The organism is Ruegeria sp. AB11 (assembly GCF_056536325.1).
In genome coordinates this window covers 3672957-3689312 of sequence record NZ_JBQFJO010000001.1, presented here as the reverse complement: position 1 = coordinate 3689312, position 16356 = coordinate 3672957, and the positions used below count along the sequence as shown (strand labels likewise).

The following is a 16356-nucleotide window of genomic DNA, read 5'->3' as shown; positions in this document are numbered from 1 at the left end:
CTTAGTCGTTGTCCTTGGATTTCTGATATGCGTCCCAAAGATCGGGCCGTCGTTCGCGGGTGATCTCTTCCGACATCTCATGACGCCAGTCCGCGATGCGACCGTGGTGGCCCGACATCAGAATGTCCGGGATCGGACGGCCTTTCCAGTCTGCGGGGCGGGTGTATTGCGGATGCTCCAGCAGGCCGGAGGAGAAGCTTTCCTCCTCAGCCGAAGCCTGATTGCCCAGCACGCCAGGGATCAGCCTCACTGTAGCGTCGATCAGGGCTTGCGCCGCGATCTCGCCTCCGGTCATGACGAAATCGCCCAAGGAAACTTCTTGCACGCCGTAATGCTCAAGCACCCGCTCATCGACGCCCTCGAACCGACCACAAAGCAAGGTCATGCCATCGCAGCGCGCCAGACTCTGCATCATCTGCTGGTCCATCCGTCTCCCGCGTGGGCTTAGGTAGATCAGTGGCCAGTTGCCCCGGATGCCTGCCATCGTGTGCTCGATGGCATTGCCCAGCACATCGGCACGCAGGACCATGCCCGCACCGCCACCTGCAGGGGTGTCATCCACATTGCGATGCTTGCCAACCCCGAACTGGCGCAGATCGACGGTTTCCAATTGCCACAGCCCTTCCTGCAGGGCCTTGCCGGTCAGGCTTTCGCCCAGCACTCCGGGAAAGGCCGAAGGGAAAAGGGTGATGATCTTGGCCTTCCACACCCCGTGGAGATCGGGCGTCGGCGTCATCAACTCGCGCGGCTTCAGCGTCGGGCGGATGGCTTTGCGGCCATGGGACTTTCCGGGTTTCTCTGTCATTTCGAGCCGATCAGGTCATTTTGGACGCGTTGAACCAGAGCCGCCTTTTGTTCGATCAACGCAGCGTCGTCCAGATCGGATCGGTTTATCTCCAACATTTGCTGCAAGATATCTTCAGGTAGACGTGGGTTCGAACGCGTCGGACCCACCAGTTCGCCAGCCTTGTCCGGGGGCAAGTCAAGGAATTCGGCAAATGTATTTCCAAGCCCATAGCGCAAGCCCTGCAGGTCCTCCAGCCATTCGGTTCGGACCGAGACCGAAGGCAGGCGATCACGCACTGCTTCAGCCGCGATCTGGGGGGAGGGCACGGGTTCAAGCCGGGCGCGAAACGTCTCAAAATCCTGGATCAGGCGCGATCGTTGCAGATCATGCGCCCAGAGGCTGCGCAGCCAGCTTCCGCGTTGGCGCAACGAGTAGTAGATCGTGATATGCACTTCTTCTCCGGCAAACCGGTCGCGGATCAGGCCGACAAGGCACGAGGCGAGCTCGGGCGCGGCCTCATAGCCCACCGCGACATTGCGGCTGGGGCGCAGGCCAGAGAAATTCTCTTCGCTCAGAACCAGTCCGCGCTTCTGGCCGAATTCCAGTGAATTCAGGAAGTGCCGCATCTGATCCTTGAAATCGTTCATCGCGCCGGGGGTGCCGTAGACGGAATAGCGTGTGGCTGCTTCGGACAGGCCGGTTTTGCGGGTCCGATAGGGCAGGACCAACGCATGGTGCGGCCAAATCAGTGACCGGTTCTCGAACAGAAAGGACTGTGCCGCCGTTGTCCCGGTCTTGTGCAGACCCAGATGCAGCAACACGCGGCGCATTACAGCAGGCCCTCAGGCGGATCGGCGATGATGCGGCCCTTGTCGAGATCAACGGTCGGAACGGATTCGAGTGTAAACGGCAGCAGCACGGTGGCCTTTAAGCCCGGCCCGTGCAGTTCCAACAGATCCGCCGCGCCGTGATTTTGAACCGATTTCACCCGGCCCAGCAGGGTGCCGCCGGTATCATAAACCTCAAGCCCGATCAGATCGGTGTGGTAAAACTCATCATCCGGCAGCGAGGGCAATTGATCGCGCCGCGCATAAAGGCGCAGACCGTTCAGCGCATCCGCCTCTTCTTTGGACTCAATCCCACCCAACCGTGCGGCGAAACCATTCTTGATTGCACGGGTCAGAACCACCGGATAACGTTCTTTGCCGGTTTCATCGGTCAGCGGCGAATAGCCCTCGATATCCTCAGGGACGGCGCAGAAGCTTTTCAGCCGCACCTCCCCGCGCACCCCATACGAGCCCGCGATACTGCCCACGCAGATCAGATCACTCATTTTGACCATCCGTCACACATAGCCCGTCCCGCCATTGCCCGATCACCTCGCACGCCTCGCGCTGGTTCGAGCGTTCGAAGAATACGCCCACAATAAAGGCGATCGCCAGCAGTATGGGAAGCCGTAACAATCCGAACATGCCTAGCGCACCTCGATGGGCAAAGTGTCATTGCGGTTTTCCCAGCCGACCTGTTCCAATTCAGGCGTATCCGAAACGCATTCGGGTCGGCCAACACAGAAATAACCGATCAGCCGCCAGTCTGCGGGCACATCCAGATCGCGTGCCATCTGGTCCGGATCGAGGATCGAGACCCAGCCTAGACCCAACCCTTCTGCCCGCAAGACAAGCCAGAACAAGGTGATGGCAGAGACCACAGAATAGCGCCGCATCTCGGGCATAGTACCCGCGCCCAGACCTTGGCCTTTGTCGGTGGCATCGTCGCAAAACACGGCCAGCTGCACCGGGGCTTCTTTCATCCCGGTCAGTTTCAACTGGCTATACAGCTGCGCCTTTTCGCCGGAATATCCGGTCAGCGCCTGTTCGTTTGCGGCTTGGAAATTCTTCAGCGCCGCGTCACGCGCAGCCTGAGTTTCGACGCGGATCACACGCCAGGGTTCGCTCAGCCCCACTGAAGGGGCCAGTCGAAACGCGTCGAGGCAGCGCATAAGCACTGCCTCGTCTACCGCGTCCATGCGGAACCGGCGCACATCGCGCCGGAGCCGCATCAACAGATCAAACTGCGTGCGAAAATCGTCGGTAAAAGCCTGATCCCGCACGCGCCCGCCTGCTTATTCTTCTGCCGCAGCTTCTTCAGCCGGTGCAGCAGCAGCTTCAGCGGCATCAGCAGCTTTGGCCGCTTTTTCTTCTGCGCGTTCCTGAGCTTTCTTGCCCGGAGTACCCTTGTTGGGGTTGTTGCGCTCGGCCTTGTCGCGTGCGCCAGCAGCTTCCAGCATACGTGCGATCCGGTCGGTGGGCTGTGCGCCCTGATCCAGCCAGTACTGGATGCGCTCCATGTTCATTTTCACACGCTCTTCGCTGTCTTTCGGCAGCAGCGGGTTGTAGGTGCCCAGTTTCTCAATGAAACGGCCATCGCGCGGCATACGGCTGTCAGCCGCAACAATGCGATAGAAGGGACGCTTTTTCGAGCCGCCGCGGGCGAGACGAATTTTCATTGCCATGGTGGTATCTCCTTTGAATGGCGTATCCGGCGTAGGTGCCGGTTAGTTCTGATGTTTCTTGTGGTGTCGGATGACTTCCTGAATGATGAAATTCAGGAAAGCCTTGGCGAAATCGGGGTCCAGATCGGCCTCTTTCGCCAGGTCTTCTAACCGTGCGATCTGCGCAGCCTCGCGCGAAGGATCGGACGGGGGAAGGTCGTGTGCGGCCTTGAGCTTGCCAACAGCCTGCGTGTGCTTGAACCGCTCGCCCAGCGTATAGACAAGGATCGCATCCAACCGGTCGATGCTTTCGCGGTGATCCTTCAACAGCGCGGCAGCTTGTGTCACGGGGTTGTTCATTGGCCGGTCCTCTCGGTGGTCAAATCAATCTGCGGATGGCGCCAGATCTGAGCGTGCTTGCCCAGAAGTTCGGCCCTCTCAATCTCCAGCGTTGCGCCCAGCCGTTCGGCCAGCGCGCGCGAGCGCTCATTGGCATGGGCAATGTATGAAATCACCCCGTTTAGGCCTTGATGCCGGGCGGCGTAGTCGCGTGCAGCGGCTGCGGCCTCAAAGCCCAGGCCTTTGCCCTCGGCTTCTGCCATCAGGGTCCAACCCAGCTCGGGCTCGGCCCAGCCGGGGACGTAGATCATGCCGGCCCAGCCGACAAATGCGCTGCTGGCCTTTTCGGTCAGATGCCATAGGCCATAACCACGAAGCGCCCAATGACCCAACCGGTTCGACAGAGAGCTCCAGCTTTCCAGCGCGTCCTTGGGACCACCGACCATATGACTGCGCTCGGTCGCGAAGAATTCGGACATCGCAGGCAGATCGTCCAGATGCGGCGCGCGCAGGACCAGTCGTTCGGTCTCGATGGTGGGGATGGTAAACGTGGTCATGCGTATGCCTCCACGCCGCCATTGACCAAATCACCTGGCGAAGGATGCCGCCAGATTTCCGAAGTGCCATATTTAGGGTGCTCATAGTGATATTCGAACTGAGCACCCATCCGCTTGGCCACGGCCTTGCTGGCGGTATTGTCCAGATCGATCAGAGAGATCGCGGTCGCCCACCCCAGAACATCATAGGCATAGGATCGGGCGGTCAAAGCGGCCTCGGTCGCATATCCTTTGCCGGTGGCGTGGTTCAGCAGGGTCCAGCCGACCTCGGGCTCGGGCCAGCCTTCGGGGAACCACAGTCCGATACGGCCAACATAGGTACCGGTACCTTTCTCATCGACGCTCCAATAGCCATAGCCGCGCACGGCCCAATGGCCCAGAAGCGAGGCGAACACCCGCCACACTTCATCCCGGCGCAAAGGTCCGCCGACGAACCGCGCGGCGTCGGTGGCAAAGAACGCCGTATCCGCGTCCAGGTCAGCCTCGGACGGTGCGCGCATGATCAGGCGTTCGGTTTCGAGCGTCGGGATCGGCAGAGCGAATTTCATGCCTGCACCTCGCCGTGCCGCCAGACATGTTGTGTTGGACCAATGGCGCTTTCGGCAACGGCGTCGCGAGTCGCACCCAGACGCTGCGCCAATGCGTTCGAACGTGTGTTGGACTGCGAAACATAGCTTACGAACCGGCCGGTCCCCAGCAGATCGAAGCCAAAATCGCGAACAGCGCTGCACGCTTCAGTCGCGTAACCTTGCATGCGGAACTTGCTTCCGAACATATAGCCAAGCTCGGGCTCGTGGTCGTCCCATTCGAGGCCCAGAATGACGAAGCCAATGACCTGATCGTCGTCCTTTAGCGAGACCGTGAACAGGCCATGCCCATGCAAAAGCCAGCCCGATGTGTAGTAGGAAAACTCAGTCCAGGCGTCCTGTTCGGTATCGCCAAAGCTGTCCATGCAGATCGACGTCCATACCGGCAGGTCGTCCAGAGTAGGCGCGCGCAGAACCAGCCGCCGGGTCTGAATGACCGGCAGGGCTGCGCGATATTGCGCTGCTGCCATCGCCGCCTTTCCGGACGGGGGCTGGGTGCAGCGTGCTGACGTCACTTTTTCTTACCAAAACCACTTAGCCCCGGGGGCAGACCCATGCCGCCACCCAGTCCGGGCAGACCGCCGGGCATTTTGCCGCCCATTGCCTTGGCGGCCTGTGCCAGCGCCTTGGGGTCCATGCCTGCAGCCATTTCCTCGGGCGAGGGGCCACCTTTGCCGAACATGCCTTTCATGGCCTGTTTTAGCATCTTGCCTTTGCCCATCTTGCCCATTTTCTTCATCATGTCCGACATCTGCCGGTGCATCTTGAGCAGTTTGTTGAGGTCGCTGACTTCCATCCCCGAACCCGCCGCGATGCGTTTCTTGCGGCTTGCCTGCAGCAGTTGCGGGTTCGCGCGTTCGCGTTTGGTCATGGATTGGATCATGGCGATCTGCTGGCGCAGGATCTTGTCGTCCAGACCCGCCTGATCCATCTGCTTCGCCATTTTGCCCATGCCCGGCATCATGCCCATCATGCCCTGCATGCCGCCCATCTGGATCATCTGTTCAAGCTGCATTTTCAGGTCGTTCATGTTGAACTGACCTTTGACCATGCGCTTCATCATGCGCTCGGTCTGTTCCATCTCCATCGTTTCCTGGGCTTTTTCGACCAGAGCAACGATGTCGCCCATGCCCAGAATACGACCGGCGATCCGGTCCGGCTCGAAGGTTTCGAGCGCGTCCATCTTCTCGCCCAGACCGACAAAGCGAATGGGCTTGCCGGTGACCGCGCGCATAGACAGCGCCGCACCGCCGCGCCCGTCGCCGTCCATCCGGGTCAAGACCACGCCTGAGATGCCGACCTTAGCGTCGAATTCCTCGGCTACCTCGACGGCGACCTGACCGGTCAGGCCGTCAACCACCAGCAGGGTCTCGCGCGGGTCAACCGCGTTGCGGACCTGCTCGACCTCGTCCATCAGGACTTCGTCGATATGCAGACGGCCCGCGGTGTCGAGCATGTAGACGTCATAGCCGCCCAGCGTCGCCTGCTGTTTGGCGCGCTTGGCGATGTCGACCGGTTTCTGGCCAGGTACGATCGGCAGCGTATCGACGCCGACCTGCGTGCCCAGAACGGCCAACTGATCCATCGCCGCCGGGCGATAGACATCGAGCGAGGCCATCAGGACCTTCTTGCCCTCTTTCTCTTTCAAGCGTTTCGCCAACTTACCGGTGGTCGTCGTCTTACCCGAGCCTTGCAGGCCGACCATCAGGATCGGCGCGGGCGGGTTGTCGATCTTCAGCGCGCCGGGGTCTTCCTCGCCGCGCAGGGTATCTACCAGAGCGTCGTGCACGATCTTGACGACCTGCTGACCAGGGGTGATCGACTTGGTGACTGCCTGACCGGTCGCTTGCTCCTGTACTTTCTTGACGAATTCGCGGGCCACCGGCAGCGAAACGTCAGCCTCAAGCAGGGCAACGCGGACTTCGCGCAGGGCGGTTTTGACGTCTTCTTCGGACAGAGCGCCTTGTTTTGTCAGCCGATCAAAGACGCCGGAAAGGCGTTCGGATAGATTTTCAAACATGCCTTCGGCCTCCTTAGCCGGTTATCTGGTGGCACCACCTAATTAGGAGGCACCGGTTAAATGCACAATTGCCCCCACGGGCGAAACTCGCTGGTGGGGGGCGATCCCTGAACGACTCAAGGGACCGGAAGATCAAACGCTTCCGGATGTTGGCGGCGATTTAGGCCGATTGGCTGGCAGAGTCAACCTTGCGTGCTGGAAGCCAGTCATTGACCGCATCCACCAACCGATGCGCACCGCGCCCGCTAGAATAGGCCTCAACAATGGGATGGCGTCCGGCGCTCATGCCTTCATCCAGTATCAGGACAGGGCGATAAAGGGTCGATGTGCCATTGTCGCTACGTGAGGTCGTGCTTTCGGTTTCCGCGTGCGAGAGGTTCGAGAGCTCATGTTCCACCGCATCATATCCAAAGACAGACTGCCTGCGGATCAGGATGTTGTTCTTGTTCCGGTCCAGGATGACCTGCACACGGCGGACAAAGGCGCAAAACGCACCAAAGCCCATGCCTCCACCGAATAGCGCGAAGAAAACACCGAAGAAGATACTTTCGCCACCTTCGCTGGCCACGAAGACGCCCGCGCCGACAAACGCCAGAATGAAGAACACCAGCGAGATGCCGATGAACCATGGCGTATAGGACAGGATCAGTTGGTTCGGAGTGTTGCGCGTCACTTTCATGGCGGCACGCTAGCACTGAATACTGCGCCTGTCGTGGCTTGAATTTACCTGTCGGTTGAGCGATGAGCACGCCATACGAGGAGGTTCCCATGGACGCATCATCAGCTTTTCAGGATACGTTGCCGCTTAGCTCGGATGCGCTGTTGGCGCAGTTGGATGAATGGGGGCTGCCTTATCGGTTGCATACTCATATCCCACTGCGCACCGTCGAGGATGCCAAGGGGGTCGAAGGCCAGTTCATGGTGCCGGGCGAAAACGCGCTGCGGCTCAAGAACCTCTTTCTGCGCGACAAGAAAAAGCGGAACTATCTGGTGACGCTGGAACAAAGCCGCGAGATCGACCTCAAGGCGCTGGGCGCAGAACTGGGAATTGGCAACCTGTCCTTCGGCTCGGCGGATCGACTGTTTCAGAACCTCGGTATTCGCCCCGGCGCGGTCAGTCCGCTGGCGATGATCAACGGCGTTGAGAACAACGTTAAATTCTTCATGGACGAAACCGCACAACAGGCCGATGTCATCAACATGCACCCTTTGGTCAACGACCGAACCGTTGTTTTGTCGCGCGAAGATCTGATGGCGTTCTTTGATAAGATCGGGTGCGAGGTGACCTGGCTGCCCTGATCACCCCTCAAGCGCTTCGTTCAAAGCGGCAGCGACATGGGCGGCAGACGGGTTGATGAACAAGTGGCCATCCGCCTCGAACACCGGATCGTCCAGATGGTCGGGGAACGCCAGAGGCAACTCAGTGCAGGCCAACAAAATCGCAGTTCCAGGCGCGGCATGCTTGTTGCAGAACGCCAGCAGGCGCGCATGTGCGGTGTCAGATGCGCCACCGTAGAAATCACTGTCGATCATCGCCTGCATCTCGGCAATCTCGGGCTCGGGCAGGCGGGCGTTTGCGGTGATGTTTTCGGCGGCCAGTCGGTCGGCGTAGTTACGGGCTTGCATGGTGACTGTCGTGCCAAGGACCAAAGCTTTGGTCGCGCCGGTCGAGGCGGTCGCGTCGGCAGTTGCGTCAAAAATGCTGAGAATGGGCATCGAGACACCCTCGCGGATCGCATGAAGACGCGCATGGGGAGTATTTGAGGCGATGATGCCGAAATCACAGCCTGCGTTTTGCAACGTCAGCAGGGCCTCACGGAACACCGCGTCGAAGGCGGACCAGCTTTCCTCATCACCGGCCACGCCGCGCAAGGCGCGGGTTTTGGCTTGGGTGACGGATTCGATGGTCATGGGGGGGATGGGCAGCGGCGATCCGTGGCCGCGTTCAGCGAAATATCGACCCGCGCCTTCAGCAATCGCCCGGTAGTAGTCGACGGTTGAGGCCCAGCCAACACCGCCCAATATTCCAATCTTCTTCATGTGAAACGCCCAGTCTGCTGAATTGCCTCGGCGCAGACTGGACGGTTCAGGGGGGTCAGGTCAATCAGGCCGCCAGTTCAGTGACAGCTTTCTGCGCATTGGACAGGGTTGTTTCGGGGTCCAGTGCCATGCGATCAGCGGCGATGACCTCGACATCATGGATGCCGATGAAGCCCAGAACATGGCGCGCATAGGTGGTGGCAAAGTCAATCTCGGACCCGACAGCGGTACCACCCGAGGCTACGGCGAGGATGGCGCGTTTGCCTTCCAGCAGGCCTTTCGGGCCTTCCTCGGAATAGGCGAATGTCAGACCCGCGCGGGCGACCAGATCAATCCAGGCTTTGAAGGCTGCCGGGACCGAGAAGTTGTAGATCGGCAGGCCGATGACGATGGTATCCGCCTTTTGCAGTTCCGACACCAGCTCGTCCGACAAGGACAGAACGTCCTGCTGGACAACGTCGCGCTGATCGGCGGGAGTGAAATTGGCAGCGATCCAGTCTTCGGTGATAAGGGGCAGGGGAGAGGCGAGATCGCGGCGGATAATACGCCCGGCGTTCAGGTGGCGAACCACGCGTTCGGACAGATCGCGGGTGGCTGAACCGGTGCGGCGGGCTGAGGCGTCGATGTGCAGGATGGTTTTGGTCATTTCGGAGGTCCTAAACTGTGGAATTAGCTTCTGCCGCCCCAATATGGCTGTTGCGAATGTGAACAAAACTCGGATATATCAACAAGCATTGTTAGAATTTGCACAGTGGAACAGATGCAATGGACAATTGGGATGAAGTAAGAACCGCCTATCAGGTGGCGCGCATGGGAACGGTCAGCGGCGCGGCTGATGTATTGGGCGTACACCACGCCACCGTGATCCGCCATATCGACGCGATCGAGGCACGGCTGGGCGTCAAATTGTTTCAGCGTCATGCGCGCGGCTATACCCCGACCGAAGCAGGTAAGGATCTGTTGCGTGTCGCGCAGGCGACCGAAGATCAGTTCAACCAGTTGGTTGGCCGCATGAAGGGGCGCGGAGATGATGTCTCGGGCGAACTGGTGGTGACCTCGCTGGCCTCGCTTGCGCCTTTGATCGTGCCGACCTTGAGCGAATTTCAGCAAGCCCATCCGGGTCTGATTGTGCGCTATCTGACCGGCGACCGCCTGTTTCGACTGGAATATGGCGAAGCGCATGTGGCTATTCGCGCAGGGGCCGCACCGGATCAGCCGGACAACGTGGTGCAGCCTTTCATCGCGCAAGAAGTCGGGCTGTTCGCGAGCAAAGGCTATATCGCACGCCACGGTAAACCTTCGAGCGTCGAGGATTTCGCCAATCACCATTTCGTCGGCAATGACGACGAAAACAGCCGCGCGCCGTTTTCCCGCTGGCTGCGTGCCAATGCACCGGAACAGGCGATCACCTTCCGCTGCACAAACAATTTCTGCATGCGCGAGGCGGTTCTGGCAGGGGCCGGTATCGGTTTCATGGCCCGGTGGGAGGCCATGCGCGACCCCGATCTGGTTGAGGTGTTGGAGCCTCTGCCCGAATGGTCGGGCAAGCTGTGGCTGGTGACCCATGTGGATTTGCACCGCACAACTAAAGTCCAGGCGTTTTTGTCCTTCCTGAAAGAACAATCCAAAGGTTGGCTGCCGTGACACCACAAGCGCGCGGCCATCTTGCCATGCTGACATTTTCTGCCCTGGTTGCGGGCAGTTTTTCGTTGGGTTCAATGGCAGCGAATGAAATCGCGCCCTCGGCAATCACTGCGGCACGCTTTGCCATTGCGGCAGTGGTGATCGGCATCGCCGCCCTTGCCACAACAGGCATATCGCGCCGCGCAACACAGGCCCCCTGGCGCTATCTGGTCCTGGGCGGGTTGTTTGGGTCGTATTTCGTCTTGATGTTCTACGGCCTCAAAACCGCGCCACCGGTCAGTGCGGCTGCGGTATTTACCTTGACGCCGGTCATGTCGGCTCTGGCTGGCTGGGTGCTGCTGCGTCAGATCACTACCGCGCGCATGGCGCTGGCCCTGACCGTTGGCGCAGTCGGCGCGCTTTGGGTAATCTTCCGGGCTGATTGGCAGGCTTTTCAGGCCTTCGAGATCGGAGGCGGAGAGATCATCTATTTCTGGGGATGCGCTGCCCACGCCGTCTATACCCCGATGGTCCGTCGCCTGAACCGAGGAGAGCCTGCGGTAGTGTTTACCTTTGGAACACTGGTGGCCGGGTGCCTTATCCTGACGCTGTGGGGCTGGTCCGATATCCGCGCGACCGATTGGGCGAACCTACCCAGGATTGTCTGGGTAACGCTGCTCTACATTTCGCTATTCGCGACGGCGGCCAGCTTTGTACTTGTTCAGTTTGCGGCGCTGTGTCTGCCTGCAGCCAAGGTAATGGCTTATACGTATCTGATTCCCAGCTGGGTCATCTTGTGGGAGATCGGGCTCGGGCGCCCTGCACCAACGGCCTTGGTATTGGTCGGAGCGGCTTTGACAGCCGTTGCGTTGCTGATGCTGCTGAAGGGAGAAGACACTTCTTCCAAACCTGTTCTGACACTGGATTGAATCTTGCCTTCTGAATCGGGTCTGGCAAGTTGGCAGGTACTAAGAGCTACTTGAGTGCGGAGTTTCGCTATGAAATCAACCCTCCTTATTCCTGTGCTGTTTGCCTTGTCCGCTTGTGCAACCGGAGGAGCGAACGACGCCGCGCAGGCTGACCTGCAGGCAAGCTGCGAGGCTCTGGTAGGTGCTGAAACCGGGACCGGGCCAAGTGGTGTCAAAGCAATCTCGACGCAATCCGGACCGACTGGCTCGGTCACCAGTGTTTTCGTGGCAGGGGCAGAGGCGCCATGGCTTTGCCGGGCCGATGCGACCGGTGTCGTGACCGGGGTCGAATATAGCCGAGAAGGTTAGGCTAACAGCTGCCAGCGCCTTTGAGGCAGGTCAAAGTGGTTATATGCGAATTTCTCTATGCTTTTTGGCGAGGAGGAAGACGCAATGTTCAAACATATTATGGTCCCAGTCGACCTGCACCTGCCACCCGAGGTCAAGAAGGCGACTGAAGTTGCTGCACAATTGGCCAGTTGGCAAGCCGCCAAAGTGACCGTCGTAAGTGTCACGGGCACCCAGCTCGGGGATGTTAATCTTTCGAAAGACGCAATTGAGCAAAAGCTGAAGGACTGTGCTAGTGAGATTGCAGAACAAAGCGGCGCTCCGGTTGCCACACGCAACATACACTCGGTCGATGTCGCTGCCGAAGTCGATGGCGATCTGACCCGCGCGGCAGAAGATATTGGTGCTGATCTGATTGTGGTCGGGACTCACGCCCCAAGGATCACAGACTATATCTTTTCCAGTCATGCGGGTTATTTGGCCAAACACGCCAGCATGTCAGTTTTTGTGGTGCGTTGAAACTCAGGCCTCGTCCGAGGGCAGTTCGACCTCGAGGAACCGCTCGAACGCATCCAGATTGACCGGTTCGAACTGTCCGAAACCCTGCATCCAGACCGACGCCGCACGCAGGGCGTCAGGCTCTAGCTTGCACCACTTAACCCGCCCTCGTTTTTCCTGAGAAATCAGCCCGGCCTTGGTCAGGATCACCAAGTGTTTCGAGATCGCAGCCAATGACATGTCGAACGGTTCAGCCACGTCGGTGACGGCCATATCGTCCTCCAGCAGCATCGCAAGGATGGTGCGGCGGGTTGGGTCGCCGAGGGCCGCAAAAACAGTGTCGAGGTCGTTGGACATGGCTCATTCCTAAAGCGCAAGAACCGGTTTGACAATTTTCGCTGCAACGACAAGGTGCCAGCAAACAAAAAAGGTTTGGGAATGGCACTGAAATACTGGTTAGTGATTTGCATACTTGGCATCGGCTGGGGCATGTCATTCATGTTCAATGCCATTCTGCTGCGCGAGCTTGGGCCACTGTCGGTATCGATGGGGAGGGTGGGTTTTGGTGCGTTGGGGTGCTGGGTCTATGTGTTGGGCGCCCGTTTGCAAGTCAATCTGACCTTCGGTCGTGCAGCCGCGTTGCTGGGATTTGGCGTGCTCAGCTATGCTGCTCCATTTGCCTTTTATGCCCTGGGTCAACAGCATATTGGCGCGGGTGTCGCAGGGATCGTGAATGCCACGACGCCTGCTTTTGCAGTTGTTGTATCGCATTTCTGGCCCGGAGGAGAGCGGGCGACGCTATTGAAATCCCTGGGCGTGGTCTGTGGTTTTGCGGGTATCATAGTATTGTCGTTGCCGGTGCTAAACTCAGGCGCAAAATCCGAGTTCTGGGCAATTCTTCTCACCTTGTGCGCCCCTGTCTGCTATGCCTTTTCGGTCAACATCGCGCGCGCCTTCCGGGAAATGCCGCCGGTTGTTCTGGTCGCGCTGGCCCTGACGGGCGCGATACTGGCAATAGCTCCGCTAGCCTTGTGGCGCGAAGGCGTGCCCCATATCACCCGGATCGAAACCTGGGCTTCGCTGGCCATGATCGGCTTTGTACTGACCTCCGCAGCCTTTATCGCATTCTACTGGCTTCTTCCCAAAGTGGGACCAACGAATATATCGACGGTCACCCTGATCGCTCCGGTCTCTGCGCTGGTGCTGGGAACATGGGTGCTGAATGAGACGCTTCGCCCCGAGCACCTGTTGGGCATGGGGGCAATTCTTGTCGGGCTTTTGCTTATCGACGGGCGGATCCTCAGGCGCAGGCAGCGGGATGCAGTTGGAAAAGATCAACCGAAAGGTTGAATATGCAGAATTCGCCCAATTCGCCCGCTTGGCCTGTTTTAACGAATGGGATGATTTGAGTGAAGTTAGATTAATATTATATAAATCAATTGGTTAACGATGTTTTGGGCGGGCGGTTAACAGCGTTGACTCTGCGCCCTCAGACCCTTAGCACCCTACCCAAGACTGTGCGAGGGAAACGCCCGTGACCGATGATGACCAAAAGCAGCGAATGGCGCAGCTGGAGGCCAAGATCGACGCGGCAAAAAAGGCCAAAGCGCCCAAGCCTCGCGCAGATGCTGACGTGTCCGGGGGTGAGCTTGCCTGGAGGATGGTCATCGAAATGGTATCCGGTCTGGGGATCGGATTTGGCATCGGATACGGGCTTGATAGCCTGCTCGGGACGATCCCGATCTTTCTGGTGCTATTTACATTGCTGGGCCTTGTCGCGGGCGTGAAGGTTATGCTCCGCAGCGCGAAAGAGGTTCAAGAGAAACAAACGGCTGCAAATGCGGCCGAGAAGGACGAGAGGGACTGAACGTGGCGACCGAGACCACCGCAGCAGAAGGCAGCAGCCTGGTATTCCACCCGATGGACCAGTTCATCGTCAAGCCGTTGTTCGGCGACGGTGCGGTTGGCATGTTCACGGTCACCAATGTGACTCTGTGGCTGTTCTTTGCCGTATTGGCCGTGGTGGCTCTGTTGGTTCTGCCAACGTCCAAGCGCGCGATCGTCCCAAGCCGCATGCAGTCGATTGCAGAACTGGCCTATGGCTTCATCTACAAGATGCTTGAAGACATTTGCGGCAAGGAAGGCGTCAAGTTCTTCCCCTATGTCATGACCTTGTTCATGTTCATCGTAACGGCGAACTTCTTGGGCCTGATCCCGACCTCGTTCACCACCACATCGCATTTTGCAGTCACCATCCCGCTGGCTTTGGCCGTGTTCCTGACCGTGACCATTCTGGGTTTTGTCAAGAACGGTGCAGGGTTCCTTGGTCTGTTCTGGGTCTCCAGCGCGCCTTTGGCGCTGCGCCCGATCCTGGCGATCATCGAGCTGATTTCGTACTTTGTACGCCCCGTCAGCCACTCTATTCGTCTTGCTGGTAACGTCATGGCTGGCCACGCGGTTATCAAGGTTTTCGCAGGCTTCGCCGCGATTGCCGTGATCTCGCCCGTGTCGGTTCTTGCGATCACCGCAATGTATGGTCTTGAGGTCCTGGTGGCCTTCATTCAGGCCTACGTATTCACCATTCTGACCTGTGTTTATCTGAAAGATGCACTGCATCCGTCGCACTAAGGTCCGAACACCCAACATCGAAACTTCCAATTCGTAAGGAGACACATCATGGAAGGCGATCTCGCACACATCGGCGCAGGCCTGGCAGCAATCGGTTCCGGCGCAGCCGCAATCGGGGTGGGCAACGTTGCAGGCAACTTCCTGGCCGGCGCCCTGCGCAATCCTTCGGCAGCTGCATCGCAGACTGCAACCCTGTTCATCGGTATCGCGTTCGCAGAAGCCCTGGGGATCTTCGCATTCCTGGTCTCGCTGCTGCTGATGTTCGCCGTATAATCTGCGGAACCTGATCCTTACGCGCAGATGGGCCCAAGCCATAGCGGCCCATCTGTTGTAAAGACTACGTTCCGACGGAGGATATCATGGCGACAGAACCTATTGCCGAAGAAGTAGCCGGCTCGTGCGTCGACTCCTATGGCTCTGCCATCGGGATGCCGCAGCTCTGCTTCGATTGGTTCCCCAACCAGATTTTCTGGCTGGTCATTACGCTGGTCGTCATCTTTCTGGTCCTGTCCCGCGTGGCGCTGCCGCGCATCGCGGCAATCCTGGCGGAACGTCAGGGGACCATTACAAATGACCTGGCTGCGGCCGAAGATCTGAAGGCCAAGGCGGTCGAGGCCGAAGAGGCCTATAACAAGGCGCTGGCCGATGCCCGTTCTGAGGCACAGCGTATCGCAGCGGAAGCGCGCGCGGAAATCCAGTCTGGTCTGGATGATGCGATTGCCAAGGCGGACGCGGAAATCGCTGCAAAGGCGGCTGAATCGGAAAAGGCTATTGCTGAAATCCGTGCCGGTGCGCTGGAAAGCATTCAAGTGGTTGCCAAGGATACGGCGGCTGAACTGGTCACCGCACTGGGCGGCGAGGCGGATGCCAAAGCCATTAACGGTGCAGTAGACGCACAGACGAAAGGATAAGTGACATGCGTAACACTCTTGCCCTTATCCTGACCGTTGGTGCCGCCAGCCCTGCGCTGGCTGCAAGCGGCCCGTTCTTCTCGCTTGGTAACACCGACTTTGTAGTCCTGCTGGGCTTCATCGTTTTCATCGCGGTCCTGTTCTACTTCAAGGTTCCCGGCATGATCGGTGGTGCATTGGACAAACGTACCGAAGGCATCCAGTCCGAACTGGACGAAGCACGTGCCCTGCATGAAGAAGCGCGTAGCCTGCTAGCCTCGTATGAGCGCAAGCAGCGCGAAGTGCAGACACAGGCCGACGCCATCGTCGAAGCGGCGAAGCAGGACGCGGCATTGGCCGCTGAGCAAGCCAAGGTCGATCTGGAGAAATCCATTGCACGCCGTCTGGCGGCTGCACAGGATCAGATCGCATCTGCTGAGGCCTCAGCAGTCAAGGAAGTTCGCGATCAGGCCGTCACCGTTGCAGTTTCCGCAGCGAAAGCCGTTCTAGCCAAGCAAATGACCGCCACGCAGGCGAACAAGCTTATCGACGCATCCATCGCGGATGTGGGTGAAAAGCTCCACTGATCGCCCGGATCATATGAATTGAAAAACCCGAGGGCCGCGTAGCGCTCGGGTTT

At 58.9% G+C, this 16356-nt stretch carries 26 protein-coding genes; 11 read left to right on the top strand and 15 right to left on the bottom strand.

Translation table 11 applies throughout. The features are described from left to right. Position 1: 1 nt before the first annotated feature. The 12 genes from trmD to ACR3EJ_RS18430 form a co-directional block, all read right to left on the bottom strand. A complete protein-coding gene (trmD, locus tag ACR3EJ_RS18485) occupies positions 2-805 on the bottom strand; it encodes a tRNA (guanosine(37)-N1)-methyltransferase TrmD (RefSeq protein WP_170542977.1) in 804 nt (267 codons plus the stop codon). Further along, positions 802-1617 carry a hypothetical protein gene (locus ACR3EJ_RS18480; RefSeq protein WP_170542978.1) on the bottom strand — a complete coding sequence of 272 codons (816 nt, stop codon included), beginning with the start codon at positions 1615-1617 and terminating at the stop codon, positions 802-804. Before ACR3EJ_RS18480 ends, trmD begins: the two co-directional genes overlap by 4 nt. After that, a complete protein-coding gene (gene rimM / locus ACR3EJ_RS18475; RefSeq protein WP_170542980.1) occupies positions 1617-2120 on the bottom strand; it encodes a ribosome maturation factor RimM in 504 nt (167 codons plus the stop codon). Before rimM ends, ACR3EJ_RS18480 begins: the two co-directional genes overlap by 1 nt. Then, positions 2113-2259 carry a hypothetical protein gene (locus tag ACR3EJ_RS18470; RefSeq protein ID WP_010437588.1) on the bottom strand — a complete coding sequence of 49 codons (147 nt, stop codon included), beginning with the start codon at positions 2257-2259 and terminating at the stop codon, positions 2113-2115. Before ACR3EJ_RS18470 ends, rimM begins: the two co-directional genes overlap by 8 nt. Before the next feature lie 2 nt (positions 2260-2261). Further along, positions 2262-2897 (bottom strand): 5,6-dimethylbenzimidazole synthase, encoded by a 636-nt coding sequence (gene bluB, locus ACR3EJ_RS18465; RefSeq protein ID WP_170542982.1) that lies wholly within the window; start codon positions 2895-2897, stop codon positions 2262-2264. A gap of 12 nt (positions 2898-2909) precedes the next feature. Continuing rightward, positions 2910-3299 carry a 30S ribosomal protein S16 gene (gene rpsP / locus ACR3EJ_RS18460; protein ID WP_170542984.1) on the bottom strand — a complete coding sequence of 130 codons (390 nt, stop codon included), beginning with the start codon at positions 3297-3299 and terminating at the stop codon, positions 2910-2912. Between the two features lie 42 nt (positions 3300-3341). Then, positions 3342-3638, bottom strand: coding sequence for a chorismate mutase (locus ACR3EJ_RS18455; RefSeq protein WP_170392662.1), 297 nt, complete (start codon positions 3636-3638; stop codon positions 3342-3344). Continuing rightward, a complete protein-coding gene (locus ACR3EJ_RS18450) occupies positions 3635-4174 on the bottom strand; it encodes a GNAT family N-acetyltransferase (protein ID WP_170542986.1) in 540 nt (179 codons plus the stop codon). The genes ACR3EJ_RS18455 and ACR3EJ_RS18450 overlap by 4 nt, the downstream gene beginning before the upstream one ends. Continuing rightward, entirely contained in the window at positions 4171-4722 is a 552-nt protein-coding gene (locus tag ACR3EJ_RS18445) for a GNAT family N-acetyltransferase (RefSeq protein WP_170542988.1), read from the bottom strand. Before ACR3EJ_RS18445 ends, ACR3EJ_RS18450 begins: the two co-directional genes overlap by 4 nt. Beyond that, on the bottom strand, positions 4719-5231 hold the full coding sequence (locus tag ACR3EJ_RS18440) for a GNAT family N-acetyltransferase (RefSeq protein WP_170542989.1): 513 nt from the start codon (positions 5229-5231) through the stop codon (positions 4719-4721). Before ACR3EJ_RS18440 ends, ACR3EJ_RS18445 begins: the two co-directional genes overlap by 4 nt. Before the next feature lie 41 nt (positions 5232-5272). Continuing rightward, a complete protein-coding gene (ffh, locus tag ACR3EJ_RS18435; protein WP_170542991.1) occupies positions 5273-6781 on the bottom strand; it encodes a signal recognition particle protein in 1509 nt (502 codons plus the stop codon). Positions 6782-6941: 160 nt separating this feature from the next. After that, positions 6942-7460 carry a hypothetical protein gene (locus ACR3EJ_RS18430; protein WP_170542993.1) on the bottom strand — a complete coding sequence of 173 codons (519 nt, stop codon included), beginning with the start codon at positions 7458-7460 and terminating at the stop codon, positions 6942-6944. An 89-nt stretch (positions 7461-7549) separates the two neighbouring features. On the opposite strand from ACR3EJ_RS18430, the gene ACR3EJ_RS18425 reads away from it, so the two are divergent. After that, a complete protein-coding gene (locus ACR3EJ_RS18425; RefSeq protein ID WP_170542994.1) occupies positions 7550-8080 on the top strand; it encodes a prolyl-tRNA synthetase associated domain-containing protein in 531 nt (176 codons plus the stop codon). Here the strand turns inward: ACR3EJ_RS18425 and ACR3EJ_RS18420 are convergent, their stop codons facing one another. Both ACR3EJ_RS18420 and ACR3EJ_RS18415 read right to left on the bottom strand, forming a co-directional pair. Beyond that, positions 8081-8821, bottom strand: coding sequence for an aspartate/glutamate racemase family protein (locus ACR3EJ_RS18420; RefSeq protein ID WP_170542996.1), 741 nt, complete (start codon positions 8819-8821; stop codon positions 8081-8083). 64 nt (positions 8822-8885) lie between these two features. Then, positions 8886-9467, bottom strand: a complete 582-nt coding sequence (locus ACR3EJ_RS18415) for an NAD(P)H-dependent oxidoreductase (protein ID WP_170542998.1) — start codon at positions 9465-9467, stop codon at positions 8886-8888. Positions 9468-9586: 119 nt separating this feature from the next. On the opposite strand from ACR3EJ_RS18415, the gene ACR3EJ_RS18410 reads away from it, so the two are divergent. The 4 genes from ACR3EJ_RS18410 (at position 9587) to ACR3EJ_RS18395 (ending at position 12219) form a co-directional block, all read left to right on the top strand. Next, the gene (locus ACR3EJ_RS18410) at positions 9587-10465 is read left to right on the top strand and encodes a LysR family transcriptional regulator (protein WP_170543000.1); all 879 of its coding nucleotides are present in this window, start codon (positions 9587-9589) and stop codon (positions 10463-10465) included. Further along, positions 10462-11373, top strand: a complete 912-nt coding sequence (locus tag ACR3EJ_RS18405) for a DMT family transporter (RefSeq protein WP_170543002.1) — start codon at positions 10462-10464, stop codon at positions 11371-11373. The genes ACR3EJ_RS18410 and ACR3EJ_RS18405 overlap by 4 nt, the downstream gene beginning before the upstream one ends. A gap of 69 nt (positions 11374-11442) precedes the next feature. Continuing rightward, a complete protein-coding gene (locus ACR3EJ_RS18400) occupies positions 11443-11721 on the top strand; it encodes a hypothetical protein (protein ID WP_170543004.1) in 279 nt (92 codons plus the stop codon). 84 nt (positions 11722-11805) lie between these two features. After that, positions 11806-12219: a universal stress protein gene (locus ACR3EJ_RS18395; protein ID WP_260024633.1), complete on the top strand. Its 414-nt coding sequence runs from the start codon at positions 11806-11808 to the stop codon at positions 12217-12219. A gap of 3 nt (positions 12220-12222) precedes the next feature. On the opposite strand, the gene ACR3EJ_RS18390 is transcribed toward ACR3EJ_RS18395, so the two are convergent. Continuing rightward, positions 12223-12555, bottom strand: a complete 333-nt coding sequence (locus tag ACR3EJ_RS18390) for an ArsR/SmtB family transcription factor (protein WP_010437612.1) — start codon at positions 12553-12555, stop codon at positions 12223-12225. An 81-nt stretch (positions 12556-12636) separates the two neighbouring features. Here ACR3EJ_RS18390 and ACR3EJ_RS18385 point away from each other — a divergent pair, with 81 nt between their 5' ends. From ACR3EJ_RS18385 to ACR3EJ_RS18360, 6 genes are all read left to right on the top strand, one after another. Beyond that, positions 12637-13548, top strand: a complete 912-nt coding sequence (locus ACR3EJ_RS18385; protein ID WP_170543008.1) for a DMT family transporter — start codon at positions 12637-12639, stop codon at positions 13546-13548. A 184-nt stretch (positions 13549-13732) separates the two neighbouring features. After that, positions 13733-14065 (top strand): AtpZ/AtpI family protein, encoded by a 333-nt coding sequence (locus ACR3EJ_RS18380; protein ID WP_170543010.1) that lies wholly within the window; start codon positions 13733-13735, stop codon positions 14063-14065. 2 nt (positions 14066-14067) lie between these two features. Continuing rightward, positions 14068-14826, top strand: a complete 759-nt coding sequence (locus tag ACR3EJ_RS18375; RefSeq protein WP_010437618.1) for a F0F1 ATP synthase subunit A — start codon at positions 14068-14070, stop codon at positions 14824-14826. A 48-nt stretch (positions 14827-14874) separates the two neighbouring features. Then, positions 14875-15099, top strand: coding sequence for a F0F1 ATP synthase subunit C (locus tag ACR3EJ_RS18370; protein WP_005981269.1), 225 nt, complete (start codon positions 14875-14877; stop codon positions 15097-15099). An 86-nt stretch (positions 15100-15185) separates the two neighbouring features. Continuing rightward, positions 15186-15737: a F0F1 ATP synthase subunit B' gene (locus ACR3EJ_RS18365; RefSeq protein WP_010437627.1), complete on the top strand. Its 552-nt coding sequence runs from the start codon at positions 15186-15188 to the stop codon at positions 15735-15737. 5 nt (positions 15738-15742) lie between these two features. Beyond that, positions 15743-16303 carry a F0F1 ATP synthase subunit B gene (locus tag ACR3EJ_RS18360; RefSeq protein ID WP_170543012.1) on the top strand — a complete coding sequence of 187 codons (561 nt, stop codon included), beginning with the start codon at positions 15743-15745 and terminating at the stop codon, positions 16301-16303. The last annotated feature ends 53 nt before the right edge of the window (positions 16304-16356 follow it).